Source organism: Mycobacterium sp. 5-140-3-2 (assembly GCF_035666375.1).
Taxonomy (GTDB): domain Bacteria; phylum Actinomycetota; class Actinomycetes; order Mycobacteriales; family Mycobacteriaceae; genus Mycobacterium; species Mycobacterium intracellulare.
In genome coordinates this window covers 3789397-3815003 of sequence record NZ_CP142025.1, presented here as the reverse complement: position 1 = coordinate 3815003, position 25607 = coordinate 3789397, and the positions used below count along the sequence as shown (strand labels likewise).

Sequence of the window (25607 nt, the reverse complement as noted above, 5' to 3'; positions counted from 1 at the left end):
TCACCGTCGCCGGAGGTCTATTCCATGAGCAGCGCCATCAAATACCAGCGCACTCTTTTCGAGTCAGAGCACGACCTGTTCCGCGAGTCCTACCGGGCCTTCCTCGAGCGCCACGTCGCGCCGTACCACGACGAGTGGGAGAAGGCGAAGATCGTCGACCGCGGCGTGTGGCTCGAGGCCGGCAAGCAGGGCTTCCTGGGCATGGCGGTGCCCGAGGAGTACGGCGGCGGGGGTAACCCGGATTTCCGGTACAACACGATCATCACCGAGGAGACCACCGCCGGTCGCTACAGCGGCATCGGTTTCGGCCTGCACAACGACATCGTGGCGCCGTACCTGTTGGCGCTGGCGACCGAGGAGCAAAAGCAGCGCTGGTTGCCGAAATTCTGCACCGGAGAACTGATTACGGCGATCGCGATGACCGAGCCGGGCACCGGCAGCGACCTGCAGGGCATCAAGACCCGCGCGGTCAAGCAGGGCGACCACTACGTGCTCAACGGTTCAAAGACGTTCATCACCAACGGGATCAACTCCGACCTGGTCATCGTCGTCGCGCAGACCGATCCGGACAAGGGCGCCCAGGGCTTCTCCCTGCTCGCCGTCGAGCGTGGGATGGAAGGCTTCGAGCGCGGACGGCACCTGGACAAGATCGGGCTCGACGCGCAGGACACGGCCGAGCTGTCGTTCACCGACGTGAAGGTGCCGGCCGAGAACCTGCTGGGCCAAGAGGGCATGGGGTTCATCTACCTCATGCAGAACCTGCCCCAGGAGCGGATCTCGATCGCCATCATGGCCGCCGCGGCGATGGAGCAGGTGCTGGAGCAGACGCTGCAATACACCAAGGAGCGCAAGGCTTTTGGCAAGCCGATCGGCAGCTTCCAGAACAGCCGCTTCGTGCTCGCCGAGCTGGCGACCGAGGCCACCGTGGTGCGCATGATGGTCGACGAATTCGTTCGCCTGCACCTGGACCACAAGCTGACCGCCGAGCAGGCCGCAATGGCCAAGTGGTACTGCACCGAGAAGCAGGTGCACCTGATCGACCGCTGCCTGCAGCTGCACGGCGGCTACGGTTACATGCGCGAATACCCGGTCGCCCGTGCCTATCTGGACGCCCGGGTGCAAACCATCTACGGCGGCACGACCGAAATCATGAAGGAAATCATCGGCCGCAGCCTCGGCGTATAGCTTTTCGTTTAACGGATCGTCGTCCAGTCGGCGAACGCCCCGCGGGCCGCGGTGGCCGCGCTCGATTGATGAAATCCCGGCCGGCTTTGGGCGCGATATGCGCCGACGCATGGATGGTCGCGATTCGGCCGTGGCCCGGCATCATTTCGACATCGGTGTGGTATCCCTTTTTGTAAAATTCGTGATTTGACTTCGCATTTCTTGTTGGCTGGAGCAAAGTTATGCGAGCCCGGCGATAAGGCGGATCGTGAGCGGGTCCATTCCCCGCGGAAGAACGGCCCGTTTCGCCGGTTATGCAGGTAAGGGCATAGCCGCAGATAGAGCCGTATCCGGAGGCTGGAAGGCTTGGTGAAGGTGCATAGAGGTCACATGCGCAAGCTGATCGGAAGCGCGCTGGTCAGCCTGACGACCACAGCACTAGCCGCCGTATTGCTGGCGCCCGTCGCCACCGCGAGCCCGATAGGTGACGCCGAAGCGGCGATGATGGCCGCGTGGGAGAAGGCCGGCGGCGACACGTCCCCGCTCGGCCCCCGCAAGGGTGACGTGTACCCCGCCGGGGAGGGGTTCGCCCTGGACTTCGACGGCGGCAAAATGTTCTTCACCCCGGCCACCGGGGCCAAATTCGCCTACGGGCCCATCCTGGAGAAATACGAGATGCTGGGCGGGCCGGCCGGTAGCGATCTGGGTTTCCCGGCCATCAGCGAAGTGCCGGGCCTGGCGGGCCCCGACAGCCGGGTGATCACCTTCTCGGCCACCGACAAGCCGGTGATTTTCTGGACGCCCGAGCACGGCCCGTACGTGGTGCGCGGCGCCATCAACTCCGCCTGGGACAAGCTGGGCAGCTCGGGCGGGGTGCTCGGTGTTCCGGTCGGCGACGAGACCTACAACGGCGAGGTGTCCTCGCAGAAGTTCAGCGGCGGCCAGGTTTCGTGGAACCGGCAGACCAAGCAGTTCACCACCGAACCGCCGGGGCTGGCCGACCAGTTGAAGGGCCTGCAGGTGGCGATCGATCCCACCGCGGCCATCAACATGGCGTGGCGGGCGGCCGGGGGACCCAACGGACCGCTGGGTGCCAAGCAGGGCGGGCAGACCCCGATCGGCGGTGACGGCATCGTCCAGAACTTCGCCGGCGGCAAGGTGTTCTTCACCCCGGCGACCGGCGCGAACGCGCTCGAGACCGACATCCTGGCCAAATACGAGTCGCTCGGCGGGCCCGTCGGCAGCGGCCTCGGATTCCCGGTCACCAACGAAACCGAGGGCGGCATCGGCCCGTCCAGCCGGATCTGCACCTTCTCGGCCGCCGACAAACCGGTGATCTTCCGTACCGCCGAGCACGGCGCGTTCGTCGTGCGCGGGGCGATGAAGGCCGCCTGGGACAAACTGCGCGGTCCGGCCGGCAAACTGGGGGCGCCCGTCGGCGACCAGGCCGTGGACGGTGACGTGATCTCGCAGCAGTTCACCGGCGGCAAGATTTCGTGGAACCGGGCGAAGAACACGTTCAGCACCGACCCGGCCAACCTGGCGCCGTTGTTGAGCGGCCTTCAGGTCTCGGGCCAGAACCAGCCGAGCAGTTCGGCCATGCCGTCACACGCCAACAAGTTCGGCTGGCATTCGTGGTGGTGGCTGGCCGCCATTCCGGTCCTGGTGCTGCTGGTGGTGGTGGCGTGGGCGCTGTTCGGATGGCGCCGGCGCCGCTCCGGCGCCGACGGTGCCGCCGGGTATGCGCCCGACCAGGGGTATGACGCGCCCTGGGGTCCGGAGGACCCCGACCTCGCGACCGAGCATTTCGCGCCGGGCGGGCCGCGCGAACCCGAGCGGCCGACCGATGCCGCGGCCACCGCGCGGGTCAGCTGGCAGCGTCAGGCGCCGTCGGAGAGCGACTACGGCGTCGAGCAGGAAGACCCCGACGCGATCGACACCGACTCCATTCCCGTCGTCTCGGAGGAGATGCTGGCGGAGGCCGACTATCCCGATGCCGAGGCCGATTACACCGACTACACCGACGCCGTTCCCGAGGTCGCCGAGGCCGAGACCGCCGACGATGCCGCCTACGTCGACGCCGACTACGCCGACGCCGGCTATCCGGAGGACGAGTACGCCGACGACGAGTATCCCGACGTCGCCGTTGCGCACACGCCGCCGGATGCCGACGCCGTCACCGGTGCCCTGGAAACCGCCGCGCCCGAGGATGAGTATCCCGACGTCGCGGTCCCTGAGGCGGAAGTCGAACCCGAGGACGATGTCGCCGCGGAGCCCGACGTGTCCGGGGCCGCCGAGGCCGGGGCGGTCGGCGCAGGGGCGGCCGGGGCCTTCGTCGCCGCGCAGCGATCCGGCGGTCGGCACGCCGCCGCGGACGACGCCGAGGACGGCTCGGAGAACGGGCTGGCGGGCCCGGACGGGCGCCCGACCATCCACCTGCCACTCGACGACCCGTACCAGGCGCCGGACGGCTACCCGATCAAGGCGAGCGCCCGGTACGGCCTGTATTACACGCCCGGCAGCGACCTGTACCAGGACACGCTGCCCGAGATCTGGTTGTCCAGCGAAGAGGTCGCGCTGGCCAACGGCTTCACCCGGGCCGACTAGCGGGGCCGCCGGCCGCTAGACCTTGCGGATCACCGTGACGACCTTGCCCAGCACGGTCGCGTCGTTTCCCGGGATGGGGTCGAACGCCGGGTTGTGCGGCATCAGCCACACCTGACCGCCGGCGCGTTTGAACGTCTTGACGGTGGCCTCGCCGTCCAGCATCGCCGCGACGATGTCGCCGTTGTCGGCGACGTTCTGCTGGCGCACGACGACCCAGTCGCCGTCGCAGATCGCGGCCTCCACCATCGAGTCGCCCACCACTTTGAGCAGGAACAGCGTGCCCTCGCCGACCAGCTCGCGCGGCAGCGGGAACACGTCTTCGACGGCTTCCTCGGCCAGGATGGGTCCACCGGCCGCGATCCGCCCGAGAACCGGGACGAACGTGGGTTCCGGCAACGCATCCGACCCGGCCACCTCGGTGGCGGGCGCGGCCACGTCGTCGTCGGCGCCGCGGACATCGACCGCCCGGGGCCGGTTGGGGTCGCGGCGCAAATACCCCTTGCGTTCCAGCGTGCGCAGCTGGTGCGCCACCGAGGACGTCGACGTCAGCCCGACGGCGTCGCCGATCTCCCGGATGCTCGGGGGATAGCCGCGGCTGGTCACCGAGGCGCGAATGACATTCAAAATGGTGCGCTGCCGCTCGGTCAGCGCGGAGTCCACGGAGTGCAGCCGGCCGTCCGCCGCGGCCGGGCCGGTGTTCGGGGAAGTGTCGTTGCTGTCGCCCATGGCACTGAATGTAGCCGCACCGCCGACAAGAATCAAACATGTGTTCGACTGGCGTGTCGCCCGGGCGTCCCGGGCCGGAAAAGCGCCGCCATCGGCCGAATCACAAATGTGTAACTCTTGCCGAGACCGGGTATTTGTGCCTCGTGACAGTGGTAGAGGCCGACGGAGTTGCCGGTGGTGTGATCTAGCGTTTTGCTCGTGCGACACGCTTCGCTCAAATGTTCGGGTTTCGAACACACAAGCGATTAGAGTCGAACACACGAGCGAGAGCTAGTTGACCGGAGGAACGCAGATGACAGTCATCCACACGCTTGCGCCGCGCACCAGCAGTCTTCGGCGCCCGGTCAACGGACCGGTTCAGGGCGTTCGGTACGGCAGGGACGGCCTGGCCCGCTCGCGGCGCCCCGCGCCGTCGCGGCCCGCGGGCGCCCCGACGCGCTACTACGGCACCGGGGTCGCGATGTCTGTCGCTCCGCACCGCAGGCGCGCCGTCACCTGGGCGACGACGGTTGGTCTGGCACTCGCCGCCGGGGCGATCACGCTGTGGCTGGGCCTCGTCGCGAACGTGGGGCAGGCGCTCAACGGCGACTCGACGAATTCGGCCGCCCCCGTCCCGAACCGGCTCGCCGTCGTGCGGGTCGACGCGGGGGAGTCACTGCAGGATGTCGCTCACCGCGTGGCCCCCGACGCGCCGGCCGCCGCGGTGGCCGATCGCATCCGTGAGCTCAACGACCTGAACTCGCCGACGCTGGTTGCCGGCCAAACGCTGATCGCCCCGATCGGCTGACGGTCGTTGTGTCCCAACGGTTCCGGCCCGTGAGGTGCGCGGCCCGCGTGGCGCCGCCCCAGGGAGGGCGGCTCCGTTAGCCGTGCAGGTCAGCGCACGGGTACGCTCAAAGTTCTGCGGTACCCGGTTGTCGGCACGGTGAAGGAGCGGTCATGCACTGTCCCTTCTGCCGCCATCCGGATTCCCGGGTGATCGACTCGCGCGAAACCGACGAGGGGCAGGCCATCCGGCGTCGCCGATCGTGCCCCGAATGCGGAAAGCGTTTCACCACCGTGGAAACCGCGGTCCTGGCGGTGGTCAAGCGCAGCGGCGTCACCGAGCCCTTCAGCCGGGAAAAGGTCATCAGCGGAGTCCGCCGGGCCTGCCAGGGCCGCCAGGTGGACGACGACGCGCTGAATCTGCTGGCCCAGCAGGTCGAAGACACCGTGCGCGCCGTGGCCTCCCCGGAGGTCCCCAGCCACGAGGTCGGCCTGGCCATCCTCGGGCCGCTGCGCGATCTCGACGAGGTGGCGTACTTGCGGTTCGCGTCCGTGTACCGCTCCTTCGAGTCCGCCGACGACTTCGAGCGCGAGATCCAGGCGCTGCGCGAGCACCGCGGAGTGGCCACGCCGGGCTGACGGATCCCGCCGGGGGGCCCGCTAGGCTCGGTGCATGCCCCCTGAGTTGCATCCCGACCTGGCGGCCCTGGCCCCGCTCCTCGGCACGTGGGTCGGCCAGGGCGCGGGCAAGTACCCGACGATCCCGCCGTTCGACTACCTCGAAGAAGTCACGTTCGCCCATGTGGGCAAACCCTTTTTGGCCTACGCCCAGAAAACCAAGGCGGTGGCCGACGGCAAGCCGCTACACGCCGAGACGGGATACCTTCGCGTGCCGCAGCCGGGCCACGTCGAGCTGGTGCTGGCCCACCCGAGCGGCATCACCGAGATCGAGGTCGGCACCTATTCGGTCACCGGCGACCTCATCGACATGCAGATGTCCACCACGACGGTCGGCCTCACGCCTACGGCCAAAGAGGTGACGGGACTGGGGCGTTGCTTCCGCATCGACGGCGATGAGCTGTCCTACACGGTGCAGATGGGTGCGGTCGGCCAGCCGCTGCAGGACCACCTGGCCGCGGTGTTGCACCGGCAGCGCTGAGCGTGCGACCGCCGGCGGCCCCGGTCAGTCCAGCTGTCGCACACCGTCGTTGACCACCCGCCCGGCCACCGCGACCCAGCCCTCGGCGCTCCAGGTGGTTTCGATGACCGAGCCGTTGCCCTGGGTGATCCGCAGGTTTTGGCTCAGGTAGTCGGTGATGCGCATCGCGGCCGAACCGGTCGCCTCGTCTTCGGCCACACCGAGGTTGGCGGCGAACATGCGCACCCGCAGCGCCCCGGCGGCCCGGTCGGTCCAGGCCCACAGGTAGTGCGCCGTGTCGTCGGGGAAGTCCGTCGGGTCGGCGGCGAGAACATCGTCGGCCGAAGCGAATTCGTGCAACGCGAACTCGGGCGCCCATTCCGCGCGGGCGCTGATGCGGGTGTGGTGTTCGTCGTAGCCCACCTGCACGATTCCCGCCGGTATCTGCAACGTGTTGATCGGCCGACCGTTCTCCCGCAGCCACCACGAGGCGCCGACCGTCGGGTGCCCGGCGAACGGCAGCTCGGTCCGGGGCGTGTAAATGGTGGCGTGCGCGGTCGCGGAGCCCGCGGCCGGACGGTCGACGAAAACCGTTTCGCTGTAGCCCAATTGGGTCGCCACCCGTTGCCGGTCCGCGACCCCGACCTCAGCGGCATCCACCACGCCGAGCGGATTGCCGAAATTGCCGTCCGCGTCGGTGAACACCCGCAACACCGTGACGTCGATACCCATGGCCCGACTGTACGACCCCGAACCGCGCCGCCTCGATCAAGGTGGAATCAGGTGGCGCTGCGTTCGTCGGACCCCATGGCGTTCAGCACGGCGACGCGCGTGGGCGCCGGGCCGCTCACGGCCCGCTCGCCACCACCGGTGCGCAGCAACCCGCGCAGCGCGGCCTGATCGTATTCGGCGGGCGCGGTCGAATCCATGAAGCGCTCGACGACCTCGATGAAGCGGGCGGGGTCGTCGTGAAAGGGAAAGTGGCCGGAGCCCTCGAAGATCTCGAGCCGCGAACCGGGCATCGCGGCATGGGCCATCCACGCGTGCCGGACCGGGACCACCACATCCTTGGTGCCCCAGACGATCTGCACCGGGATGGCTTCGGTCAAATAACATCGGTCGAGCATGGTGACGATCTGCCCGCGCCAGTCCACCACCGCCCGCAGGGTTCGGCTGAATGCCGCCGACGCCGTCGGTTCCGGCAGATCGTCGAGGATCCGCAGGACGTTGGGCAGGTCACGGCCCAGGCCGGTGCTGCCCAGCGCGGCGCCCAGGACCCGGCCCACGACCTGAACCGCCGGCAGCACCAGGGGCAATCGCAGCAGGGCGATGGCTTCGCTGCCCATCGGCAGCGAAGCCCACCGCAGGACGAAGTTGACGTCCTTGGTCACGCCGCCGGCGCCCACCAGGATCAGCCGCTCCACCAAATGCGGGAACTGGTAGGCGAATTGCATGGCCACACCGCCGCCCAAGGAATGACCGACGATGGTGGCCCGTTCGATGTCGAGCACGCTGAGCAGGTCCCGCATCCCGTTGGCGTATGCGGCGATCGAGTAGTCGGCGCGCGGCTTGTCGGATCGGCCGTGACCCAGCAGGTCCGGGGCGATGACCGTGAAGCGCTGGGCGAGCTTGGCCTGCACGGCATTCCACGTGGTGGAGTTGTCGCCGATGCCGTGGATCAGCAGGATCGCCGGCCCGGAGCCCGCGATGCGGTAGGCGCGCCGGTAACCGTGGATGGTGCGGAACTCGAGTGTGGGTGCGGTCACTTCGCGCACCGGGCGGAGCCTGTTCTTGCGCTTCCGCTCGGTCATAGGGCCAACCTTGCTGTCGGGCCGGGCTAAGGGCGGTGTGGCTGGGTGTTCGGCAGAGGGTCAGGCCTGATCGTCGTCGTCGAACTTCTTCTCCGCCTGCTGGGCGAGAAATCGCTCGAACTCCGCGCCCAGCTCGTCGCCGCTCGGCAGATCCTCGTCGCGCGACAGTAACGATCTGTTCTCCTGAGCGTCGATGAAGGCATCGTACTGGCGCTCCAGCGCCGCCACCACCTGAGCGACCTCTGCGCTCGCCTCGACCTGCTCGTCGATCTTGGCCCGGATCACCTCCGCGGCTTCGGTCAACGCGGTCAGCGGCAGCTCCAGCGACGCGGTCTTGGCGACCTGCTCGAGCAACGCCTGAGCTGCGGCCGGGTAATCGGTCTGGGTGAGGTAGTGGGGGACGTGCACGGTGAAGCCGACCACCTCATGGCCGTGCTGGGCCATCCGGTACTCGAGCAGGTTGGACGCGCTGCCCGGGACCTGGATCTCGGCGATCCACGGCTGGAAATTGGCGATCAGCTCCGGGTTGTTGGAGTGCGCGGTCATCGTGGTCGGCCGCGTGTGCGGAACGGCCATCGGGACGGTGCCCAGGCCGATGGTCTGGCGCACGTTGAGCCGCTCGGCCAGCAGGCGGACTGCGGTGATGAAGCGCTCCCACTTGAGATCGGGCTCCATGCCGGCCAGCAACAGGAACGGGGTGCCGACGGTGTCGCGCAACGCGTAGAGGCTCAGCTCCGGGTCGTCATAGTTGGTGAAGTGATCGGTCTTGAAGGTCATCAGCGGCCGCCGTGAGCGGTAGTCCAGCAATTCGTCGATCGCGAAGGACGCGACCAGCTCGGTGTCCAGCACGGCCTTGAGATGCGAGGCCGCCAGCCGGATGGCGTGACCGGCGTCGGAAAAGCCCTCCAGGGCGTGCACCAGTACGGGGCCGCGGCCGTCGGACGTCGACAACTGCGGCGCGGGCAGCTCCAGCTCGTACATGCCGGGCTGGCCCTGCTGGTACTGGTCACCTGGGTCTCGATGGTGATCCATCTTCGATCGCCTCCTCTCGGGGGTCCCTTCAGGGTGCCCTACCAAGTGTCCCCTGAATCAGGCGGCACCCGGATAGAACAGCGAACTCGGTTCCGGCGTTCGCACCGTGGAACGCGATAATTCTCAGGCGTAATCCGGTGAGACCCTATCGGGGGTCCCCTCCGCGGCGTCAGCAAACCCCGTGGCGCACGGCGTCGCGCGGAAGTCGGCTCGCCGCCGCGGCGTCGGGCATGATGAAGGCGATGCGCATACCGATCCTGGTGCTCTGCTCGGTGGTGGGGGTGGCGACGTCGCTGACGTCGTGTCATCGGCCCGTCGAGCAGGTGTCGGGCGCCCCGGTGTCGGCGCCGCGGACCGGCGGCCCCGTGCAGCGGCTCAGCCAGCCCGAGCAGAAGGCGGTCGCGGGTCCGGTGGAGCCGGACCGGCGGATCGGGGCGATCTTCATCGACGGTGGGCCGCTCCACGTTTGCACCGGTTCGGTGGTGCATTCCAAGGGCGGGGACCTGATCATGACCGCGGCGCATTGTCTGGCCGGGGCGTCGCTGATCACCTTCGTTCCCGGTTTCGCCGGCGACGCCGCGCCCGCTCCCACCGACGTGTGGAAGGCCGACGCGGTCTACCTCGATCCGCGCTGGGTCGCCAGCAAGGATCCGCATGCCGACTACGCGATCGCGCGAGTCAGCAACGACACCGGCGCCAGCGTCGAGTCCCGCGCGGGTCTGGCGCTGACGCTGGGCGTGACGCCCCCACCGGGCAGTCGCGTCACCGTGCTGGGTTATCCGGTCGGCGTGGGCGGCGAGCCCATCGGGTGCCAGGGCAGCACCTCGGTCGGCGACAGCGGGTTCCCCGCGCTCGCGTGCGAAGGTCTGGTGGACGGCACCAGCGGCGCTCCGTGGGTCAGCGGCACCACGCTCACCGGGCTGATCGGCGGTCTCGAGCGCGGCGGGTGCGCGCCGGACATCTCGTATTCGGCGCCGTTCGACGCCCAGACCGCGGAGCTGCTGGCCCGCGCCGAAGTCGGTGGGCCGGGCGACCCCGTCCCCGGCGACCTGCAGGACGCCTGTTAGCCGTGGCGATCGCAAGCGCGGCCGTGGCCGCAGCGGGTCGCCACCATATGTCGGAGCCGGGCGCAGCGGGTCGCCACCATCTGGCCTAGCGGCGGAACCGGTTGAGCGCGCGCACCTTGTTCATCACGTCGAGCGCGGCCACCTTGTAGGCCTCGGAAAACGTGGGGTAGTTGAACACGGCGTCCACCAGGTAGTCCACCGTGCCCCCGCACCCCATCACCGCCTGCCCGATGTGCACCATCTCGGTGGCGCTGGTGCCGAAGATGTGCACGCCGAGCAGTTTCAGGTCCTCGGTGGACACCAGCAGCTTGAGCATCCCGTAGGAGTCCCCGGCGATCTGGCCGCGGGCCAGCTCCCGGTACCGGGCCACCCCGACCTCGTAGGGGACCGCGTCCTTGGTCAGCTCCACCTCGGTGGCCCCGACGTAGGAGACCTCGGGGATCGAGTAGATGCCGATCGGCTGCAGCTCGGTGATGCCGTCGCACGCTTCCCCGAACGCGTGGTAGGCGGCCAGCCGTCCCTGCTCCATCGAGGTCGCGGCCAGCGCGGGGAAACCGATTACGTCCCCGACGGCGTAGATGTGCGGCACCTTCGTCTGGAAATAGTCGTCAACGAAGATCCGGCCGCGGTTGTCGGCCTCCAGCTCGGCGTGGTGCAGGTCGAGATGGTCGGTCTGGCCCTGCCGACCGGCCGAGTACATCACCGTCTCGGCGGGGATCTGCTTGCCGCTGGCCAAGGTGGTGACGGTGCCCGCCGAGCCGACGTCGACCGCGGTCACCTCCTCGCCGAACCGGAACGTCACCGCCAGGTCGCGCAGGTGGAACTTCAGGGCCTCGACCACCTCGGGGTCGCAGAAGTCCAGCATGTCACCGCGCTTTTCCACCACGGTGACCTTGGTGCCCAGCGCGGCGAACATCGAGGCGTACTCGATGCCGATGACCCCGGCGCCGACGACCACCATCGAGGCCGGCAGCGTCTTGAGGTCGAGGATGCCGTCGGAGTCGAGCACGCGCTCCTCGTCGAACTCGACGCCGGACGGCCGCGCCGGCCGCGTTCCGGTGGCGATGACGATGTATTTGCCACTGATGGTTACCTTTTCGCGCCGCGACGGGTCTTCGACCTCGATGGTGTGCGGGTCGACGAACCGCCCGTGGCCGATCAGCAGGTCGATGCGGTTGCGCATCAGCTGGTTGCGCACCACGTCGACTTCCTTGCCGATCACGTGCTGGGTGCGGGCCAGCAGATCAGCCGGGGTGATCTTCTCCTTGACCCGATAGCTCGCGCCGTAGAGTTCGCGCTGGCTCATCCCGGTGAGGTAAAGGACCGCCTCGCGCAACGTCTTTGACGGGATGGTGCCGGTCTGGACGCAGACGCCGCCGATCATCTGGCCGCGTTCGACGATGGCGACCGACTTGCCCAGCTTGGCCGAGGCGATGGCGGCCTTCTGCCCGCCGGGCCCCGAACCGATGACCACCATGTCGTACTCTTGCGCCGAGCCCATGGGCTAAACAGTAGAGCAGCACAACTCACAGTGCCGGGTTCATCCACAGCTGGGTTGCCGCGCCGGCGCGCGCGAGCACCGGCCGACGGTGGCGGCCGTCAGCGTTGGTGCTCATGACCACGCATGCACAACCCGACTTCGAGCTTTCCCGCCCCGGCGCGCTCATCGCCGCGCTGCCCGCCGTTCTCGGCTTCATTCCCGAAAATTCATTGGTATTAGTGTCTTTGGAGGATCGGCACCTCGGGTCGGTGATGCGCGTCGACCTCTCCGAGGAGTTGTTCGGACGGGTCGGTCATCTGGCCGAGGTCGCCGCGGCGGCCCGGCCCGAGGCCGTCATCGCGGTGATCGTCGACGCCGACGGCGCGCACTGTCCCAGCTGCAACGACGAGTACCGGCAGTTGTGTGAGGCCCTCGCAGAGTCCTTGTCGCAGCACGACATTGAGCTCTGGGCCACCCACGTGGTCGACCGGGTCGCCCTCGGCGGACGCTGGCATTGTGTCGAGGGCTGCGGGTCGAGCGGCCTCGTCGAGGACCCCTCGGCCTCGCCGCTGGCCGCGGCGGCGGTGCTGGAGGGCAGGCGGCTCTACCCGCGCCGCGCCGACCTGCAGGCGGTCATCGCGCCCGACGACCCGGCCCGCAGCGCCGCATTGGCCGGCGCGGTCGGCCGGCACGCCGCCCGGCGCCGCGCCGCGCATCGCGCGCATCCGGTCCGCTGCACCCGCGGCGACGTGGAGGGCGCGATGGCGGCCGCCGCCCGGGTCGCCTCGGGCGAATCGCTGTCCGACGCCGAACTGGCGGCGCTGGGCTGCGCGCTGAGCGACCCGCAGGTCCGCGACATCCTGTACGCGCTGGCCGTCGGCGAGGGCGCCGACGACGTCGAGTCGCTGTGGGCGGTGCTGGCGCGCACCCTGCCGCCGCCGTGGCGGGTCGAGGCGCTGGTCCTGCTCGCGTTCAGCGCGTACGCGCGCGGCGACGGCCCGCTGGCCGGGGTGTCGCTGCAGGAGGCGCTGCGCTGTGAGCCCGAGCACCGGATGGCGGGCATGCTGGACACCGCGTTGTCCTCGGGCCTGCGGCCCGAGGACATCCGGGATCTCGCGCTCACCGGGTACCGGCTGGCCAAGCAGTTCGGGGTGCGGCTCCCGCCGCGTCGGCCGTTCGGCCGCAGGGCGGGCTAGCCGGGGGGCCAGGGGTGGTGGGTCAGACCTTTTCGACCTTGACCGCGTGGGCCATCTCGTGGGGCAGGGTGACGTTTTCGTGGCCGGGGATGACGATGGTCACGCCGGCGGGGCCGGTCTCGACGGTCACGCGCGCGTTGGGGACCACGCCGGCGTCCTTGAGGCGGGTGATCAGGTCGGTGTCGCCCTGGACGTGTTCGGTCAGCTGCCGGACCACCACCGCCACCGGGGAGCCGGGCGGCAACTCGGTCAGCCGGACGAGGATGGCCTCCTCGGCGCCGGACTCAGGGCCCACGCCCAGGTCCAGAAGCCCGGGGATCGGGTTGCCGAACGGCGAGGTGGTCGGGTGGTTGAGCACCTTGACCAACCGCCGCTCGACCTCCTCGCTCATCACGTGCTCCCAGCGGCACGCCTCGGCGTGCACTTCCTCCCAGGGCACACCGATGACGTCGACCAGCAGTCGCTCGGCGAGGCGGTGCTTGCGCATGACGGCCACGGCCAGCGCCCGGCCCTTGTCGGTGAGCTCGAGGTGGCGGTCACCGGCCACGTGGAGCAGCCCGTCGCGCTCCATCCTGGACACGGTTTGGCTGACAGTCGGCCCGCTCTGATCGAGGCGTTCGGCGATTCGGGCACGTAGCGGCGTTACGCCCTCTTCTTCGAGGTCGTAGATGGTCCGCAGGTACATCTCGGTGGTGTCAACCAGGTCGTTCATTCAGCACCTTCCATCGACGCTGAGTCTACTTGGCCAGCTGCATGAATGGGTGTAACGCCTCCCAGGCAAGCAGTATGCCCGCCGCTGACGCGGCGGGCATACTGTCTGCTACCTAGCTTGAGTGAGTTGTCAGCTCGCGTACGACCGTAGCCTGTCGGCGCGCTCCCCGTTGCGGAGTTTGGACATTACGTCCCGCTCGATTTGGCGAACCCGCTCGCGGGACAGCCCGAACAGCTTGCCGATCTGGTCCAGCGTGCGGGGCTGGCCGTCGTCGAGGCCGAACCGCAACCGGATCACCTGGTGCTCGCGCTCGTCGAGCGTGGCCAGCACGCTGCGGATGTCGGTGTGCAGCAACTCGGCGATCACCGCGTTCTCGGCCGACATCGCCTCGGCGTCCTCGATGAAGTCGCCCAGCGGGGCTTCCTCCTCGGAGCCGACCGGCATGTCCAGGCTCACCGGGTCGCGGCTGTGCTCGAGCAGGTCGTTGATCTTGTCGACCGGGATGCCGGATTCGGCGGCCAGTTCCTCGTCGGTGGCCTCGCGGCCGAGGTTCTGGTGCATCTCACGCTTGATCCGCGCCAGCTTGTTGACCTGCTCCACCAGGTGGACGGGCAGCCGGATGGTGCGGCTCTGGTCGGCCATGCCGCGGGTGATGGCCTGACGAATCCACCACGTGGCGTAGGTCGAGAACTTGAATCCCTTTGTGTAGTCGAACTTTTCCATCGCGCGGATCAGCCCGAGGTTGCCCTCCTGGATCAGGTCCAGCAGCGGCATGCCACGACCCGTGTACCGCTTGGCCAGCGACACCACCAGGCGCAGGTTCGCCTCCAGCAGGTGACGGCGCGCGGCCTTACCATCGCGCACCACGGCCTCTAGATCGCGTTTACGGTTCTCCCCGAGGCGCTTACGCGTTTCGAGCAGGTGCTCGGCGTAGAGCCCGGCTTCGATCCGCTTCGCGAGTTCAACTTCCCCCGCCGCATTGAGCAACGCCGTCTTGCCGATTCCGTTCAGATATACGCGCACTAGATCCGCCGCGGGGCTTTGAGCATCCAGATCGCCGTCAAATCTGCTCGTGCTGGCGTTCGCCATAGCGACCTCCCGTTCGGCTTGTACTGTCATCGAGTTCAACGACCGATTAGGGTTCAGAGTTCCCAGCGGTTCCCCATCTCACACGTCTTGACGTGCACAAATGTCCCGAAGACCTGAGAATGTCCTGAGAAGTGCGCCGCGACGGCACCGAAGACGGAACGAGCGCTAGCCGTCGTCGATTCCGCCCCGCGGGTCGGGAGGCCACCCCGGCTGCGGGTGTCGCGGAGCCTCGAGCGCCGGGCGTTCGGCGCGGGGGAACAGGGGGGTGCGCCGGCGCGCGTTGTCGAACCGGCGGGGCTCGTCGGGGCGGCGCGGCGGGCGGTCGTTGGCGATCAGCACGGCCATCCAGGGCAGGGGGATGGACACCGCCACGATCGCCAGCGAGATCAGGCCGTTGTGCCACGCGCCGTAGGCGAGCGCGGCGAGGATGAGGGCCGGAATCCGGAATGCCATCAGGGTCAGGTATTTACGGACCCGCGCGCGATGCTGCTCCTCATAGGAGGGCTCGGCGGCGGTGATGAGCACCGGGCGGCCCTTGTGGCCGGCGAAGTCATCGAAGCTGCCGTCGAACCCCGCGTCGGAGCCGTGCTTCATTTCTCCACTGTCCCACACCTGGACGATTCCGGCGTGGCCGGTTTCGGGGCGGCCCGGCAGCGCACCGGGCAGTGCAAGAATGTCAGGTATGCAGACCCAGACGATCGAGCGCACCGAGACCGACGAACGCGTCGACGACGGGACCGGCAGCGACACACCCAAGTATTTTCACTACGTCAAGAAGGACAAGATCGCCGAGAGCGCGGTGCTGGGCAACCACGTCGTCGCGTTGTGCGGCGAGGTGTTCCCCGTCACCAAGGCGGCCAAGCCGGGCTCACCCGTCTGCCCGGAGTGCAAGCAGATCTACGACCGGCTCAAGAAGGGCTGATCACCCGGGCGGCTTCGCCGGCGCGGTATCGCGTTGTTGCGTGGCGGGATTCGCGATCGGGCTGGCCAGCGTCTCCACCGTCTTCTTCAGGGCGGGCGAGCGGGAGAACAACCAGGTGCGCACCCGGTGGGCGTGCGTGGTGGGCGCGGGAAACTCCTCCTGGACCGCGGCGTTGAGTTCGGCCCCGAGCATGATCGCGAACCCGCCGAAGAACGCGAACAGCAGGAATGCGATCGGGGTGGAGAGCGCGCCGTAGGTGTAGCCGGTGCTGGTGATCCACCTCAGGTAGAACCGCAGGCCCAGGGTGGCGGTGACGAACACCGTGGTCGCCAGCATCGCACCGAGGATCAGCCGGTGTGACGGCAGCGGTTCGGGCAGTGCGACCCGGTACAGGATCATCACCCCGAGCGTCAGGCCGATGATCAGCGCCGGGTAGTAGCCGTAGCGCAGCACGTTGGACAGGCCGAGCGGGATGTGTTCTTCCACCTTGCGCGGGCCCACCACGACCAGCGGCGCGGTCGCCACCACGACCACAAGCATCACGACGTAGAGGAACAGCGCGAAGAAGCGCTGCCGCACCGGATGGCGCAGCGGCGTCTGGTCATGCGCCTCGACGACGGAATCGACGAACGCCGAGATCGCCGACGACCCCGCCCACAGCGAGATGATGAATCCCAGCGACACCACCTCTCCGCGGGCGTTGCTGGCGATGTCGCGGACCGTCGGCTCGATGATCTCGTTCACCACGCTGGGGGAGAACACGCTGTGCGCCGTCGAAAGCAGCTGCCGCAGGATGTTGGGCAGCATGTCCGGCCCGAACAGCGGCGCCACGTAGGCCATCGTGCCCAGCATCCCGAGCAGCAACGGCGGCAGGGACAACGCCGACCAGAAACCAGCCTGAGCCGACTCGGAAAAGATTGAGTCGTCCCAGCTCTTGGACAGAGCCCTCAGGGTGATTCGCCAGATGTGGTGGCGCGACGGTTTTGCGACCTGATCGCTCATACCAGTCCAGCATTACCGAAGATCGCCCGCGCTGCCCACATTGGGGACGGGCGAGTTCGGTTGGCTAGCTTCCGCTGACCTCCAGCACGGCGTCCAGCTCGGTCAGCTTGGCCTCGTGCTCGTTGGCGTGGTGCTGGCAGAAGAGAAGCTCGAGGCCGGAAGGCAGCTTGGCGCGCACACGGGCCGCGGCACCGCAGCGGTCGCAGCGGTCGGCCCGTGTCAGTTCTGGACTCGTCAGAGTTGCATTCATGGCTTCTCCGTTCTCGTACATTCACTTTCTCAGACGTATGGCGTTTTCGCCTTGTTCCCCGATCGTTATCGGGTGTGTCGTTTCTCACGGCCTGGTCAGATTTGGTGTGGACGGTTCTCTAGGGTGACCGTCGTGACCTTCGCTGCCGACGTGCTGGTGCACCTGTGCGGGGCCGAGCAGTGGGCGCAGGCCCGCCGTGACGGCGCCATCCGCCCCGCGGACGGCGCCGAATTCATCCACCTGTCGACGCCCGAGCAGGTCCACCTGCCCGCCAACCGGCTCTACCGGGGCCGGCGTGACCTGGTGCTGTTGCGCATCGACCCGGCTCGCCTCGACGCACCGGTGCGCTGGGAGCCGGGAGTGCCAACCGATCCGGCGTCGATGTTGTTCCCGCACCTGTACGGCACCCTGCCGGTCGCCGCGGTGACCCGCGTCACCCCTTACCCCCCGGGGGCCGACGGCGCCTTCCCTCCGGTCACCGGCGAGTCGACGTAGGCGTCGGCCTCGATCTCCACCAGCAACTCGGGCGCGATGAGCGCCGAGACCTCGACCATGGTGGCCACGGGGCGGATCGCGCCGAACACCTCCTCGTGCACGGCGCCCACCTCGCGCCAGCGCGAGATGTCGGTGACGTAGAGGCGCGTGCGTATCACGTCGGTGAGTGACGCGCCGGCTTGTTGCAGTGCAATGTCGATGCGGCGCAGGGCATCTCGCGTCTGGGCGGCGATGTCACCGGCGGGCCCGGTGCCGGTCGTACCGGCCACCGCCACATGCGGACCGACCCGCACCGCGCGCGAGTAACCGACCACCGATTCGAATTCCGAACCGGACGAGACCACTGTGCGGTGTGCTGACATGCGCCTCACCGTACGACGGCGGCGCCGCCAGCGCAGCCGAATTTCCCCGCGGCATGGGTTGTTTGGCTCGGTCGGGGTGCCGCGAGCCGCGAACAGCTTGTGCGCCAACCGTTCTCACGGAAGGCCGGACCGGGCTCAGTCCAGGTAGTCGCGCAGCACCTGCGAGCGGCTGGGGTGGCGCAGCTTCGACATGGTCTTGGACTCGATCTGGCGGATGCGCTCGCGGGTCACCCCGTACACCTGCCCGATCTCGTCCAGGGTGCGGGGCTGGCCGTCGGTGAGGCCGAAGCGCAGCCGCACCACGCCGGCCTCGCGCTCCGAGAGCGTCTCGAGCACCGACTGCAACTGGTCCTGCAGCAGCGTGAACGACACCGCGTCGACGGCCACCACGGCCTCGCTGTCCTCGATGAAATCGCCCAGCTGGCTGTCGCCCTCGTCGCCGATGGTCTGGTCCAGCGAGATCGGCTCGCGCGCGTATTGCTGGATCTCCAGCACCTTTTCCGGCGTGATGTCCATTTCCTTGGCCAGCTCTTCGGGCGTGGGCTCGCGGCCCAGGTCCTGCAGCAGCTCGCGCTGGATGCGGCCCAGCTTGTTGATCACCTCGACCATGTGCACGGGGATGCGGATGGTGCGGGCCTGGTCGGCCATGGCCCGGGTGATGGCCTGGCGGATCCACCAGGTGGCGTACGTGGAGAACTTGTAGCCCTTGGTGTAGTCGAACTTCTCGACCGCGCGGATCAGACCCAGGTTGCCTTCCTGGATGAGGTCGAGGAACGCCATGCCGCGGCCCGTGTAGCGCTTGGCCAGCGACACCACCAGCCGCAGGTTGGCCTCCAGCAGATGGTTTTTGGCGCGGTCGCCGTCGCGGCAGATCCACTGCATGTCGCGGCGCTGGGCGGCCGGCAGTTTGTCGCCGCGCTCGGTCATCTCGGTCATCAGCTGCGTGGCGTACAGGCCGGCCTCGATCCGCTTGGCCAGCTCGACCTCTTCCTCGGCGTTGAGCAGCGCGACCTTACCGATCTGCTTGAGGTACGCGCGAACCGAGTCGGCGGAGGCGGTGAGCTCGGCGTCCTTGCGGGCCTGGCGCAGCGCCTCGGATTCGTCCTCGTCCCAGACGAAATCGCCGGAGGCCTTGTCCTTTTCGGTGGGCTCGGCGATCTCGTCGTCCTCGTCGGCGGCGGGCTCGGCGGCCGCCGCGGGGGCGGGCGCCTCCTCGTCGTCACCCACCTCGGAATCGCCCGATTCGACCTCGGCGTCTTCGGACGCCACGTCTTCCTCGAGGTCGTCGAGGGACAGGTCGCTGTCGATGTCGAGGTCCTCGCCGGGCTCAGCCTCGAGGTCTGGTTCGTTGTCGAGATCCTCGACGGCGCCGTCGGAATCGAGGGCGTCGGGATCCGCCGGGCCGCCCTTGGCCGCTTTGGTGCCGCGGCCCTTGGCCTCGGCGCCCTTGGCGCGGGTCTTCTTGGCGGGCTCGGCGGCGTCGGACTTGGTGGACCGCGCGGTCGTCTTGGCGGCCCGTTTGGCGGGCGCGGAGCCATTGGCGGCCTTGGCCGCCGGACGCTTGGCGGGGGACGACGCAGACTTCGTGGCGGTGCGTTTCACCGGCCCATCGGTTGCCGGGCTTGCCTTGGTCGCTGCCACTTACACCCCTTCGTTTGGGCTCACCTTCGGTGGGTATTGGGCATGGTTAACCGAAAGTGTCTGCTATGTCGATGTCGGCGTTGGTATCAGCGTGCGTAGTCGCACGCTATCGGTTGGGCGTTCGCCGAAGACCATTGTAACGACAGTGCGCGGTACTACAGCTGTGCCGGGCGAAATTCAGTGGGTCACGTCCGAGGTGGCGGCCATCGCCGCGCCGACGATCCCGGCCGTGTTGAGCAGGGCCGCGGCCACCACCGGGGTGCGGTTTTCGAGCAGCGGCAGCCACTTGTCGGCCTTGCGGCTGATCCCGCCCCCGGCGATGAACAGGTCCGGCCACATCGCGTTCTCGATGCTCACCAGCACCTCGGTGACGTGTTTGGTCCATTTTTCGTAGGACCAGCCCTTCTTTTCCTTCACCGAGGAGGCGGCTTGTTTCTCGGCTTCCTTGCCGCCGACCTCCAAGTGCCCGAATTCGGTGTTGGGGATCAGCGTGCCGTTGTGGATGACCGCCGAGCCGATACCGGTGCCGAACGTCAAGAGAATCACCAGGCCCGTCTGATTCCTGCCCGCCCCGTAGTGCTCCTCGGCCAGCCCGGCCGCGTCGGCATCGTTGAGGACCGTCACGTCCTGACCGTCCAGCTCGGCGCTGATGATGTCGCGGGCGTTGACCCCGATCCAGGACTTGTCCACGTTGGCGGCGGTTTGCACCACACCGTGCGTGACCACCCCGGGGTAGGTCACGCCGAGGGGCCCGGTCCACCCGAATTCGTTGACGACCGCGGCGATGGTCTTGGCGACCGCCGACGGCGTCGCGGGTTGCGGGGTCAGCAGTTTGACCCGTTCGCCGATCAACAACCCCGTGTCCATGTCGACGATGCCGCCCTTGATGCCGCTGCCGCCGACGTCGATGCCGAAGCCGCGGCGTTCATGTGTGCCGTCGGCCGGTGCTGCGCCGGGCGTGTCCGTGGTCGAGTCGGTGCTGGTCATCGAATCTCCTCGGCGTGACGGGGCTGTCCGCTCACCTTAACGCCGCGACGCCGGCAGCCCGCGGTGTCTGCGCGCCCGCGCCGACTGTGATGCGATAGACCGGTGATCCAATCCGATGACGAGCTCGTGCGGCTGCGTTCAGTGGCCGAAACCGTGGCCACGGAGGCCGCCGCGTTCGTGCGGCGCCGGCGCGCCGAGGTATTCGGCGCCGAGCCGGCCGGCGTGACAGGCCCCGACAGCGGCGCGGTGCGGACCAAGAGCACCCCGACCGATCCGGTGACGGTGGTCGACACCGAGACCGAGCGCCTGTTGCGGGACCGGCTGGCCGAATTGCGGCCTGGGGACCCCATTCTCGGCGAGGAGGGCGGCGGACCGACCGACCCGGCGGGCACCCCGCCCGGATCGGTGACCTGGGTGCTCGATCCCATCGACGGCACAGTGAATTTCGTTTACGGCGTTCCCGCCTACGCGGTGTCGGTCGCCGCGCAGGTCAACGGCGAGTCGGTGGCCGGGGCGGTCGCCGACGTCGTCGCCGACCGGGTGTACTCGGCGGCCAGCGGCCTCGGCGCGCACGTCAGCGACGGCCAAGGGACTCAGCCCTTGCAGTGCGCGGCGGTCGAGGACGTGTCAATGGCGTTGCTGGGCACCGGTTTCGGCTATTCGCGGCAGCGCCGCGCGGCGCAGGCGGCGTTGTTGGCGCGCATGCTGCCGGTGGTCCGCGACGTTCGCCGCATCGGCTCGGCGGCGCTGGATCTGTGCATGGTGGCCTCGGGCCGGCTGGACGCCTACTACGAGCACGGCCTGAAGGTGTGGGACCGCGCCGCGGGCGCGCTGATCGCCACCGAGGCGGGGGCCCGGGTGGTGCTGCCGGCGCACGACGCCACCGGGGCGGGATTGGTGCTGGCCGCCGCCCCCGGGATCGCCGACGAGCTGCTGGCCGTCCTGGAGCGGTTCAACGGCCTGGATCCGATCCTGGATTGAGCGCCTCAGCAGCTGCTGGCGTGAATCTTGGCCAGCAGCGTGGGATCTGACGGCTCGGTCGCGCCGGGCCGCAGGGTGGCGAGCACGGCGTCGATGTCGTCGTTGTGGGCCAACGCGCTGAAGTCGGTTCCCAAGGCGAGGTCGACGGAGTCGTCGGCGCGGCTGTCGTTGAACAGTTCGGTGCACGGCGCCACCAGCCACACCGCCGCGGCGGTGGCCTGTCCGGCGGTGCCGAAACGGATTTGGCCTTGGCAGGCGAGCCGGGTGCCGGCGTAGAGCGGGTCGTTGGCGGCGGTCGGCTGCGCGAAGCCGAGGTCTTTCATCGCCCCGGCGACGTCGCCGGCCTGCCCGCCCCGGCCGCTGGCGTTGAGGACGCGGACCTTGGTGTCGGCGAGTTTGGCGGGCGCGACGTCCATCATGGCGCTGCGCGACACCTGCTCACCGAGCTGCGCCGACGCCGAACCGGTCGCCTGCGGCGGGGGATTGCACACCACCGCCTCGTGCACCTTGGCGGGCCGGGTCAGCGCCACGGTCCAGACGACCGCGGTGGCCACTGCGAGCAAAATCACCACGACGATCGCGGGCTTGGGGTTGCGCCGCCGGAAGGGCCGACCATGCTTGTCAAAAGCTGTACCCTCGGTGATTTGCGTGACCACAGCTGCACTCTAGTCGCACCCCAAACCCACTGTTCAGAAGCGAGCGCAAGGGTGAAAATGGGTGTGTGAGGTAAATCACACCTTAATGGGCCGCGATACGGGCACGAATCATTTGGTGGATGCGTTCGACGCTGGTACAAAGCGATGCTTGAGATTTACGAGGGCATGCAGAGGCAAGCAGAGGCAATAGGGCAGGGGAATAGATATGCCTACCGATTATGACGCTCCACGGCGCACCGAGACGGACGACGTTTCGGAGGACTCGCTGGAGGAGCTCAAAGCGCGACGGAACGAGGCGGCTTCGGCCGTCGTCGATGTCGACGAATCTGAATCCGCTGAGAATTTCGAACTGCCCGGCGCCGACCTGTCCGGTGAAGAACTTTCGGTCCGTGTCGTTCCGAAGCAGGCTGACGAGTTCACCTGCTCGAGTTGCTTTCTGGTGCAACACCGCAGTCGGCTGGCCAGCGAGAAGAACGGCGTGATGATCTGTACCGACTGCGCGGCCTGATAGCTGCCGCTACGTTGTCAGGGCCGACAGCACCCGTTCCGGGTGACGGCAACTCACCAGCCAGTACGGCGTCGGGTCGTCCGGGTCGTCGAGGACGATCAGGATCATCGGCGCCACCCACGCCCTGTGCAGCACGTAGGCCGCCGGGTCGAGCTGGCGGCCCAACGCGGCGGATTTGGCCGAGGGCGCTACCTGTGCGGACCGGGCGATCGCGGTGACCGGCAGGTGCGCGGGGCCCGCCCACAGTTCCACTTCCCCCGGCGCGGACGGGTTGGCGGTGACCCGGATCTCGACGCGCCCCAGCCACAACAGTGCCGCGGCCGCCACCGCGAACAGTGCCGCGTACGGCCACCACGAGGAGTGGCGGGTGACGCCCATGTTGAACTCGAACGCGAGGATGCCGGCGAGCGCGAGGGCCGGTGGCCACCACCACCACGGAACCCACAATCGTTCGCGATACCGCACGTTGTGCGGCGCGACGCGGGTATCGGACACGCAGTCAAGGGTAGTCTGTGGCCCCGTGTCGACCAGTCTGGCCATCGTCCGCCTTGACCCCGAGCTTCCGCTGCCCGCCCGCGCCCACGAAGGCGACGCCGGGATCGATCTCTACAGCGCCGAGGACGTCAAGCTCGAGCCCGGGCGGCGCGCCCTGGTGCGCACGGGCGTGGCGGTCGCCATCCCGTTCGGCATGGTCGGGCTGGTCCATCCTCGGTCGGGATTGGCTGCGCGCGTTGGGCTTTCGATCGTCAACAGTCCCGGCACCATCGACGCGGGCTACCGCGGCGAGATCAAGGTCGCGCTGATCAACCTCGATCCGACCGAGCCGATCGTGGTGCATCGCGGCGACCGCATCGCCCAGCTGCTGGTGCAGCGGGTCGAGTTGGTGGAGCTGGTCGAGGTGTCGTCGTTCGACGAGGCCGGGCTGGCCGAAACGTCCCGTGGCGACGGTGGTCACGGTTCCTCCGGCGGACACGCGAGTCTGTGATGCGCCGGCGAGCAGGGCGAAGCGATGAAAAGGAGCGGCGCTGATGGCTGCATTCGGTAAACGCTCACGCAAGGACGACAGCGCTTCGGCCGCGGACGCCCGGGCGGACGAGGCCGTGACGCCGGGCGCCGACGAGCCCGCTGCCGAGGAACTCGAGGGCCCGTTCGACATCGAGGACTTCGACGATCCCGCCGTCGCCGAGCTGGCCCGGCTCGACCTGGGCTCGGTGCTGATCCCCATGCCCGAGGCCGGCCAGCTGCAGGTCGAGTTGACCGAAACCGGTGTCCCGAGCGCGGTCTGGGTCGTCACGCCCAACGGTCGTTTCACCATCGCCGCCTACGCGGCGCCCAAGACGGGTGGGCTGTGGCGTGAGGTGGCCGGCGAGCTCGCCGAGTCGCTGCGCAACGACTCCGCCCAGGTCAGCATCAAGGACGGGCCGTGGGGGCGCGAGGTGGTCGGCACCGCCACCGGCGTGGTGCGCTTCATCGGCGTCGACGGCTACCGCTGGATGATCCGCTGCGTCATCAACGGCGCCCACGAGACGATGGAGGCGCTCGAGCAGGAGGCGCGAGCGGCGTTGGCCGACACCGTGGTTCGGCGCGGCGACACGCCCCTGCCGGTGCGCACACCGCTGGCCGTGCAGCTGCCCGAGCCGATGGCGCAACAGCTGCGCGAAGCCGCCGCGGCGCAACAGGCCGCCCAACAAGCGGATGCGCAGCAATCCGAGGACCAGCAGGCCCCCGCCGACCAGCCGGCCGCGCGCCGCAGCGCCGACGGGTCGGCGATGCAACAGCTGCGCACCACCACCGGCGGCTGAGACCCCGGCTAGCCCAGCTCGGCCAGCGCCGCCAGGCAGGCCGCGCCCAGGGCGGCGGGATCCGCGCCGATCTGATCCAGCGTCACCGTGCGCAGCGCCGCGCGCGGCGCCGCGGCGACCCAGTCGAGGCCGGCCTGCAGCGGATGGATCGGATCGTCGACCGCGGCCGCCACCGCCAGCGGCGCGGCCAGCCCGGCCAGCTCGTCGCAGCTCGGCGCGACGTAGTCGGCCGCCTCCTCCATGGCGTCCGGAAGGTGCGGCCACTGGGCGCCCCACGAGCGGGTCAGCTCGTCGGCCAGCCACGGGGGGCTGGACGCCCGCATCTGGGTCGTCGTCGCCGCCAGGCCGTCGGCGCGCAGCCGGGAGGCCGAGTACCGCGCCGCGAGGGCGGCCGGCGCCTCACCGGGCGCCCCCGCCCACGCCGGCAGCGCGGCCAGCACCGCGACCGTCCGGTCCGGATGGGCCAGCGCCCAGGCCGCCGCGACCGCCGCGCCGATCGACACGCCGCCGACGGCGATCGGACCTTCGCACGCCGCGGCATCCAGCGCCGCCAGGTAGCCGTCGATCAGCCGGTCGGGACGCGGCGGCGGGTTCATCAATACCGCGCCGACGTGGGCCAGCGGGCCCGAAAACGCCCGCTGAACGTAGTCGTCGTCGGAGCCGGTTCCGGGCAATAACACCGTCGTCACACCGTTCAGATCGACCACCACCCCTCGATAGTGCACGGCGTTGACCTGCGGTCCAACATCACGTTTGAGTCGGTTGGCGCTGGGGAACCAAGAGGTCTACGGTGTCCGTTGGCATAGAGGGAAGCATCGAAGCTTTTATCGTCAGGAGTGGCCATGGGGGCCCAAGGGTATCTGCGCCGGCTGACCCGTCGGTTGACGGAGGATCCGGAGCAACGCGACTCTGAGGAACTGTCCGACGAAGTCGCCAGCACCGGCGCGCAACGGGCTATCGATTGCGAGCGTGGCCAGGAGGTCACGATGGTCGGCACGCTACGCAGCGTGGAATGCAACGGCAGGGCCTGCGCCGGCGGGGTTCGCGCGGAATTGTTCGACGGCAGCGACACCGTCACGCTCGTGTGGCTGGGCCAGCGCCGCATCCCGGGCATCGACTCGGGCCGCACCCTGCGCGTGCGGGGCCGCCTCGGCAAGCTCGAGAACGGAACCAAGGCGATCTACAACCCGCACTACGAAATTCAACGGTGACCG

The 25607-nt window shown here is 68.8% G+C and carries 30 protein-coding genes; 14 read left to right on the top strand and 16 right to left on the bottom strand.

Annotated elements, in window-relative coordinates; translation table 11 throughout:
* Positions 1-24: 24 nt before the first annotated feature.
* Both P6281_RS17565 and P6281_RS17560 read left to right on the top strand, forming a co-directional pair.
* The gene (locus P6281_RS17565; RefSeq protein WP_036453333.1) at positions 25-1185 is read left to right on the top strand and encodes an acyl-CoA dehydrogenase family protein; all 1161 of its coding nucleotides are present in this window, start codon (positions 25-27) and stop codon (positions 1183-1185) included.
* 369 nt (positions 1186-1554) lie between these two features.
* The gene (locus P6281_RS17560; protein WP_095763515.1) at positions 1555-3771 is read left to right on the top strand and encodes an LGFP repeat-containing protein; all 2217 of its coding nucleotides are present in this window, start codon (positions 1555-1557) and stop codon (positions 3769-3771) included.
* 15 nt (positions 3772-3786) lie between these two features.
* On the opposite strand, the gene lexA is transcribed toward P6281_RS17560, so the two are convergent.
* Positions 3787-4497: a transcriptional repressor LexA gene (gene lexA / locus P6281_RS17555; protein WP_008258568.1), complete on the bottom strand. Its 711-nt coding sequence runs from the start codon at positions 4495-4497 to the stop codon at positions 3787-3789.
* A gap of 292 nt (positions 4498-4789) precedes the next feature.
* Between lexA and P6281_RS17550 the strand changes: the two genes are divergently transcribed.
* From P6281_RS17550 to P6281_RS17540, 3 genes are all read left to right on the top strand, one after another.
* Positions 4790-5284, top strand: coding sequence for a LysM peptidoglycan-binding domain-containing protein (locus tag P6281_RS17550; RefSeq protein WP_008258566.1), 495 nt, complete (start codon positions 4790-4792; stop codon positions 5282-5284).
* 152 nt (positions 5285-5436) lie between these two features.
* Positions 5437-5901: a transcriptional regulator NrdR gene (gene nrdR, locus P6281_RS17545; protein WP_008258565.1), complete on the top strand. Its 465-nt coding sequence runs from the start codon at positions 5437-5439 to the stop codon at positions 5899-5901.
* Between the two features lie 34 nt (positions 5902-5935).
* Positions 5936-6421 (top strand): peroxynitrite isomerase, encoded by a 486-nt coding sequence (locus P6281_RS17540; RefSeq protein WP_009955003.1) that lies wholly within the window; start codon positions 5936-5938, stop codon positions 6419-6421.
* Positions 6422-6445: 24 nt separating this feature from the next.
* Here P6281_RS17540 and P6281_RS17535 read toward each other — a convergent pair whose 3' ends face one another.
* From P6281_RS17535 to P6281_RS17525, 3 genes are read right to left on the bottom strand one after another with little or no spacing between them, the layout of a single operon-like run.
* Entirely contained in the window at positions 6446-7132 is a 687-nt protein-coding gene (locus P6281_RS17535; RefSeq protein WP_009955002.1) for a PhzF family phenazine biosynthesis protein, read from the bottom strand.
* A gap of 47 nt (positions 7133-7179) precedes the next feature.
* Complete coding sequence (locus tag P6281_RS17530; RefSeq protein ID WP_008258562.1) at positions 7180-8211, bottom strand: alpha/beta fold hydrolase; 1032 nt, start codon at positions 8209-8211, stop codon at positions 7180-7182.
* A 60-nt stretch (positions 8212-8271) separates the two neighbouring features.
* Positions 8272-9243, bottom strand: coding sequence for a proteasome assembly chaperone family protein (locus P6281_RS17525; RefSeq protein ID WP_008258561.1), 972 nt, complete (start codon positions 9241-9243; stop codon positions 8272-8274).
* A 230-nt stretch (positions 9244-9473) separates the two neighbouring features.
* Here P6281_RS17525 and P6281_RS17520 point away from each other — a divergent pair, with 230 nt between their 5' ends.
* Complete coding sequence (locus tag P6281_RS17520) at positions 9474-10310, top strand: trypsin-like serine peptidase (RefSeq protein WP_014382918.1); 837 nt, start codon at positions 9474-9476, stop codon at positions 10308-10310.
* 85 nt (positions 10311-10395) lie between these two features.
* Here the strand turns inward: P6281_RS17520 and sthA are convergent, their stop codons facing one another.
* Entirely contained in the window at positions 10396-11811 is a 1416-nt protein-coding gene (sthA, locus tag P6281_RS17515; protein ID WP_202284430.1) for a Si-specific NAD(P)(+) transhydrogenase, read from the bottom strand.
* A 113-nt stretch (positions 11812-11924) separates the two neighbouring features.
* Here sthA and P6281_RS17510 point away from each other — a divergent pair, with 113 nt between their 5' ends.
* The gene (locus P6281_RS17510) at positions 11925-12986 is read left to right on the top strand and encodes a DUF4192 domain-containing protein (RefSeq protein ID WP_201359078.1); all 1062 of its coding nucleotides are present in this window, start codon (positions 11925-11927) and stop codon (positions 12984-12986) included.
* 22 nt (positions 12987-13008) lie between these two features.
* Here P6281_RS17510 and P6281_RS17505 read toward each other — a convergent pair whose 3' ends face one another.
* From P6281_RS17505 to P6281_RS17495, 3 genes are all read right to left on the bottom strand, one after another.
* A complete protein-coding gene (locus P6281_RS17505; RefSeq protein ID WP_008258556.1) occupies positions 13009-13698 on the bottom strand; it encodes a metal-dependent transcriptional regulator in 690 nt (229 codons plus the stop codon).
* A gap of 129 nt (positions 13699-13827) precedes the next feature.
* Entirely contained in the window at positions 13828-14817 is a 990-nt protein-coding gene (gene sigB / locus P6281_RS17500; RefSeq protein ID WP_050782802.1) for a sigma-70 family RNA polymerase sigma factor SigB, read from the bottom strand.
* A gap of 135 nt (positions 14818-14952) precedes the next feature.
* Entirely contained in the window at positions 14953-15399 is a 447-nt protein-coding gene (locus tag P6281_RS17495) for a DUF3099 domain-containing protein (RefSeq protein WP_008258554.1), read from the bottom strand.
* Positions 15400-15469: 70 nt separating this feature from the next.
* On the opposite strand from P6281_RS17495, the gene P6281_RS17490 reads away from it, so the two are divergent.
* Positions 15470-15709: a DUF3039 domain-containing protein gene (locus tag P6281_RS17490; RefSeq protein WP_008258553.1), complete on the top strand. Its 240-nt coding sequence runs from the start codon at positions 15470-15472 to the stop codon at positions 15707-15709.
* On the opposite strand, the gene P6281_RS17485 is transcribed toward P6281_RS17490, so the two are convergent.
* Positions 15710-16711, bottom strand: a complete 1002-nt coding sequence (locus P6281_RS17485) for a YihY/virulence factor BrkB family protein (RefSeq protein WP_009955740.1) — start codon at positions 16709-16711, stop codon at positions 15710-15712.
* 64 nt (positions 16712-16775) lie between these two features.
* Positions 16776-16961: a DUF7455 domain-containing protein gene (locus P6281_RS17480; RefSeq protein ID WP_008258551.1), complete on the bottom strand. Its 186-nt coding sequence runs from the start codon at positions 16959-16961 to the stop codon at positions 16776-16778.
* 123 nt (positions 16962-17084) lie between these two features.
* Between P6281_RS17480 and P6281_RS17475 the strand changes: the two genes are divergently transcribed.
* The gene (locus tag P6281_RS17475; RefSeq protein WP_038536870.1) at positions 17085-17456 is read left to right on the top strand and encodes a DUF952 domain-containing protein; all 372 of its coding nucleotides are present in this window, start codon (positions 17085-17087) and stop codon (positions 17454-17456) included.
* Here the strand turns inward: P6281_RS17475 and P6281_RS17470 are convergent.
* The 3 genes from P6281_RS17470 to ppgK form a co-directional block, all read right to left on the bottom strand.
* On the bottom strand, positions 17402-17818 hold the full coding sequence (locus P6281_RS17470; protein ID WP_041785112.1) for a RidA family protein: 417 nt from the start codon (positions 17816-17818) through the stop codon (positions 17402-17404). The two genes, P6281_RS17475 and P6281_RS17470, sit on opposite strands and share 55 nt — an antisense overlap.
* A gap of 135 nt (positions 17819-17953) precedes the next feature.
* Positions 17954-19459, bottom strand: a complete 1506-nt coding sequence (locus P6281_RS17465; RefSeq protein WP_026071295.1) for an RNA polymerase sigma factor — start codon at positions 19457-19459, stop codon at positions 17954-17956.
* Positions 19460-19636: 177 nt separating this feature from the next.
* Positions 19637-20446 (bottom strand): polyphosphate--glucose phosphotransferase, encoded by an 810-nt coding sequence (gene ppgK, locus P6281_RS17460; protein ID WP_008258547.1) that lies wholly within the window; start codon positions 20444-20446, stop codon positions 19637-19639.
* Positions 20447-20548: 102 nt separating this feature from the next.
* Here ppgK and P6281_RS17455 point away from each other — a divergent pair, with 102 nt between their 5' ends.
* A complete protein-coding gene (locus P6281_RS17455; RefSeq protein WP_014385377.1) occupies positions 20549-21427 on the top strand; it encodes an inositol monophosphatase family protein in 879 nt (292 codons plus the stop codon).
* A gap of 5 nt (positions 21428-21432) precedes the next feature.
* On the opposite strand, the gene cei is transcribed toward P6281_RS17455, so the two are convergent.
* Complete coding sequence (gene cei, locus P6281_RS17450; protein WP_008258545.1) at positions 21433-22083, bottom strand: envelope integrity protein Cei; 651 nt, start codon at positions 22081-22083, stop codon at positions 21433-21435.
* 205 nt (positions 22084-22288) lie between these two features.
* Here cei and P6281_RS17445 point away from each other — a divergent pair, with 205 nt between their 5' ends.
* Entirely contained in the window at positions 22289-22591 is a 303-nt protein-coding gene (locus tag P6281_RS17445) for a DUF4193 domain-containing protein (protein ID WP_008258544.1), read from the top strand.
* Positions 22592-22600: 9 nt separating this feature from the next.
* On the opposite strand, the gene P6281_RS17440 is transcribed toward P6281_RS17445, so the two are convergent.
* The gene (locus P6281_RS17440) at positions 22601-23086 is read right to left on the bottom strand and encodes a DUF3093 domain-containing protein (RefSeq protein WP_009955729.1); all 486 of its coding nucleotides are present in this window, start codon (positions 23084-23086) and stop codon (positions 22601-22603) included.
* Positions 23087-23111: 25 nt separating this feature from the next.
* Here P6281_RS17440 and dut point away from each other — a divergent pair, with 25 nt between their 5' ends.
* On the top strand, positions 23112-23576 hold the full coding sequence (dut, locus tag P6281_RS17435; protein WP_014385376.1) for a dUTP diphosphatase: 465 nt from the start codon (positions 23112-23114) through the stop codon (positions 23574-23576).
* Between the two features lie 43 nt (positions 23577-23619).
* Positions 23620-24393: a DUF3710 domain-containing protein gene (locus P6281_RS17430; RefSeq protein WP_008258541.1), complete on the top strand. Its 774-nt coding sequence runs from the start codon at positions 23620-23622 to the stop codon at positions 24391-24393.
* Positions 24394-24401: 8 nt separating this feature from the next.
* On the opposite strand, the gene P6281_RS17425 is transcribed toward P6281_RS17430, so the two are convergent.
* Entirely contained in the window at positions 24402-25103 is a 702-nt protein-coding gene (locus tag P6281_RS17425; protein ID WP_014385375.1) for a hypothetical protein, read from the bottom strand.
* A gap of 132 nt (positions 25104-25235) precedes the next feature.
* Between P6281_RS17425 and P6281_RS17420 the strand changes: the two genes are divergently transcribed.
* Positions 25236-25604 carry an OB-fold nucleic acid binding domain-containing protein gene (locus P6281_RS17420; protein WP_003875251.1) on the top strand — a complete coding sequence of 123 codons (369 nt, stop codon included), beginning with the start codon at positions 25236-25238 and terminating at the stop codon, positions 25602-25604.
* Positions 25605-25607 lie beyond the last annotated feature (3 nt).

Excerpts from the sequence above, each read along its gene's own strand:
- P6281_RS17565 (WP_036453333.1), top strand. The coding sequence starts at position 25 with ATGAGCAGCGCCATCAAATACCAGCGCACTCTTTTCGAGTCAGAGCAC.
- P6281_RS17560 (WP_095763515.1), top strand. The coding sequence starts at position 1,555 with ATGCGCAAGCTGATCGGAAGCGCGCTGGTCAGCCTGACGACCACAGCA.
- lexA (WP_008258568.1), bottom strand. The coding sequence starts at position 4,497 with ATGGGCGACAGCAACGACACTTCCCCGAACACCGGCCCGGCCGCGGCG.
- P6281_RS17550 (WP_008258566.1), top strand. The coding sequence starts at position 4,790 with ATGACAGTCATCCACACGCTTGCGCCGCGCACCAGCAGTCTTCGGCGC.
- nrdR (WP_008258565.1), top strand. The coding sequence starts at position 5,437 with ATGCACTGTCCCTTCTGCCGCCATCCGGATTCCCGGGTGATCGACTCG.
- P6281_RS17540 (WP_009955003.1), top strand. The coding sequence starts at position 5,936 with ATGCCCCCTGAGTTGCATCCCGACCTGGCGGCCCTGGCCCCGCTCCTC.
- P6281_RS17535 (WP_009955002.1), bottom strand. The coding sequence starts at position 7,132 with ATGGGTATCGACGTCACGGTGTTGCGGGTGTTCACCGACGCGGACGGC.
- P6281_RS17530 (WP_008258562.1), bottom strand. The coding sequence starts at position 8,211 with ATGACCGAGCGGAAGCGCAAGAACAGGCTCCGCCCGGTGCGCGAAGTG.
- P6281_RS17525 (WP_008258561.1), bottom strand. The coding sequence starts at position 9,243 with ATGGATCACCATCGAGACCCAGGTGACCAGTACCAGCAGGGCCAGCCC.
- P6281_RS17520 (WP_014382918.1), top strand. The coding sequence starts at position 9,474 with ATGATGAAGGCGATGCGCATACCGATCCTGGTGCTCTGCTCGGTGGTG.
- sthA (WP_202284430.1), bottom strand. The coding sequence starts at position 11,811 with ATGGGCTCGGCGCAAGAGTACGACATGGTGGTCATCGGTTCGGGGCCC.
- P6281_RS17510 (WP_201359078.1), top strand. The coding sequence starts at position 11,925 with ATGACCACGCATGCACAACCCGACTTCGAGCTTTCCCGCCCCGGCGCG.
- P6281_RS17505 (WP_008258556.1), bottom strand. The coding sequence starts at position 13,698 with ATGAACGACCTGGTTGACACCACCGAGATGTACCTGCGGACCATCTAC.
- sigB (WP_050782802.1), bottom strand. The coding sequence starts at position 14,817 with ATGACAGTACAAGCCGAACGGGAGGTCGCTATGGCGAACGCCAGCACG.
- P6281_RS17490 (WP_008258553.1), top strand. The coding sequence starts at position 15,470 with ATGCAGACCCAGACGATCGAGCGCACCGAGACCGACGAACGCGTCGAC.
- P6281_RS17485 (WP_009955740.1), bottom strand. The coding sequence starts at position 16,711 with ATGAGCGATCAGGTCGCAAAACCGTCGCGCCACCACATCTGGCGAATC.
- P6281_RS17480 (WP_008258551.1), bottom strand. The coding sequence starts at position 16,961 with ATGAATGCAACTCTGACGAGTCCAGAACTGACACGGGCCGACCGCTGC.
- P6281_RS17470 (WP_041785112.1), bottom strand. The coding sequence starts at position 17,818 with ATGTCAGCACACCGCACAGTGGTCTCGTCCGGTTCGGAATTCGAATCG.
- ppgK (WP_008258547.1), bottom strand. The coding sequence starts at position 20,446 with ATGACCAGCACCGACTCGACCACGGACACGCCCGGCGCAGCACCGGCC.
- P6281_RS17445 (WP_008258544.1), top strand. The coding sequence starts at position 22,289 with ATGCCTACCGATTATGACGCTCCACGGCGCACCGAGACGGACGACGTT.
- P6281_RS17430 (WP_008258541.1), top strand. The coding sequence starts at position 23,620 with ATGGCTGCATTCGGTAAACGCTCACGCAAGGACGACAGCGCTTCGGCC.
- P6281_RS17420 (WP_003875251.1), top strand. The coding sequence starts at position 25,236 with ATGGGGGCCCAAGGGTATCTGCGCCGGCTGACCCGTCGGTTGACGGAG.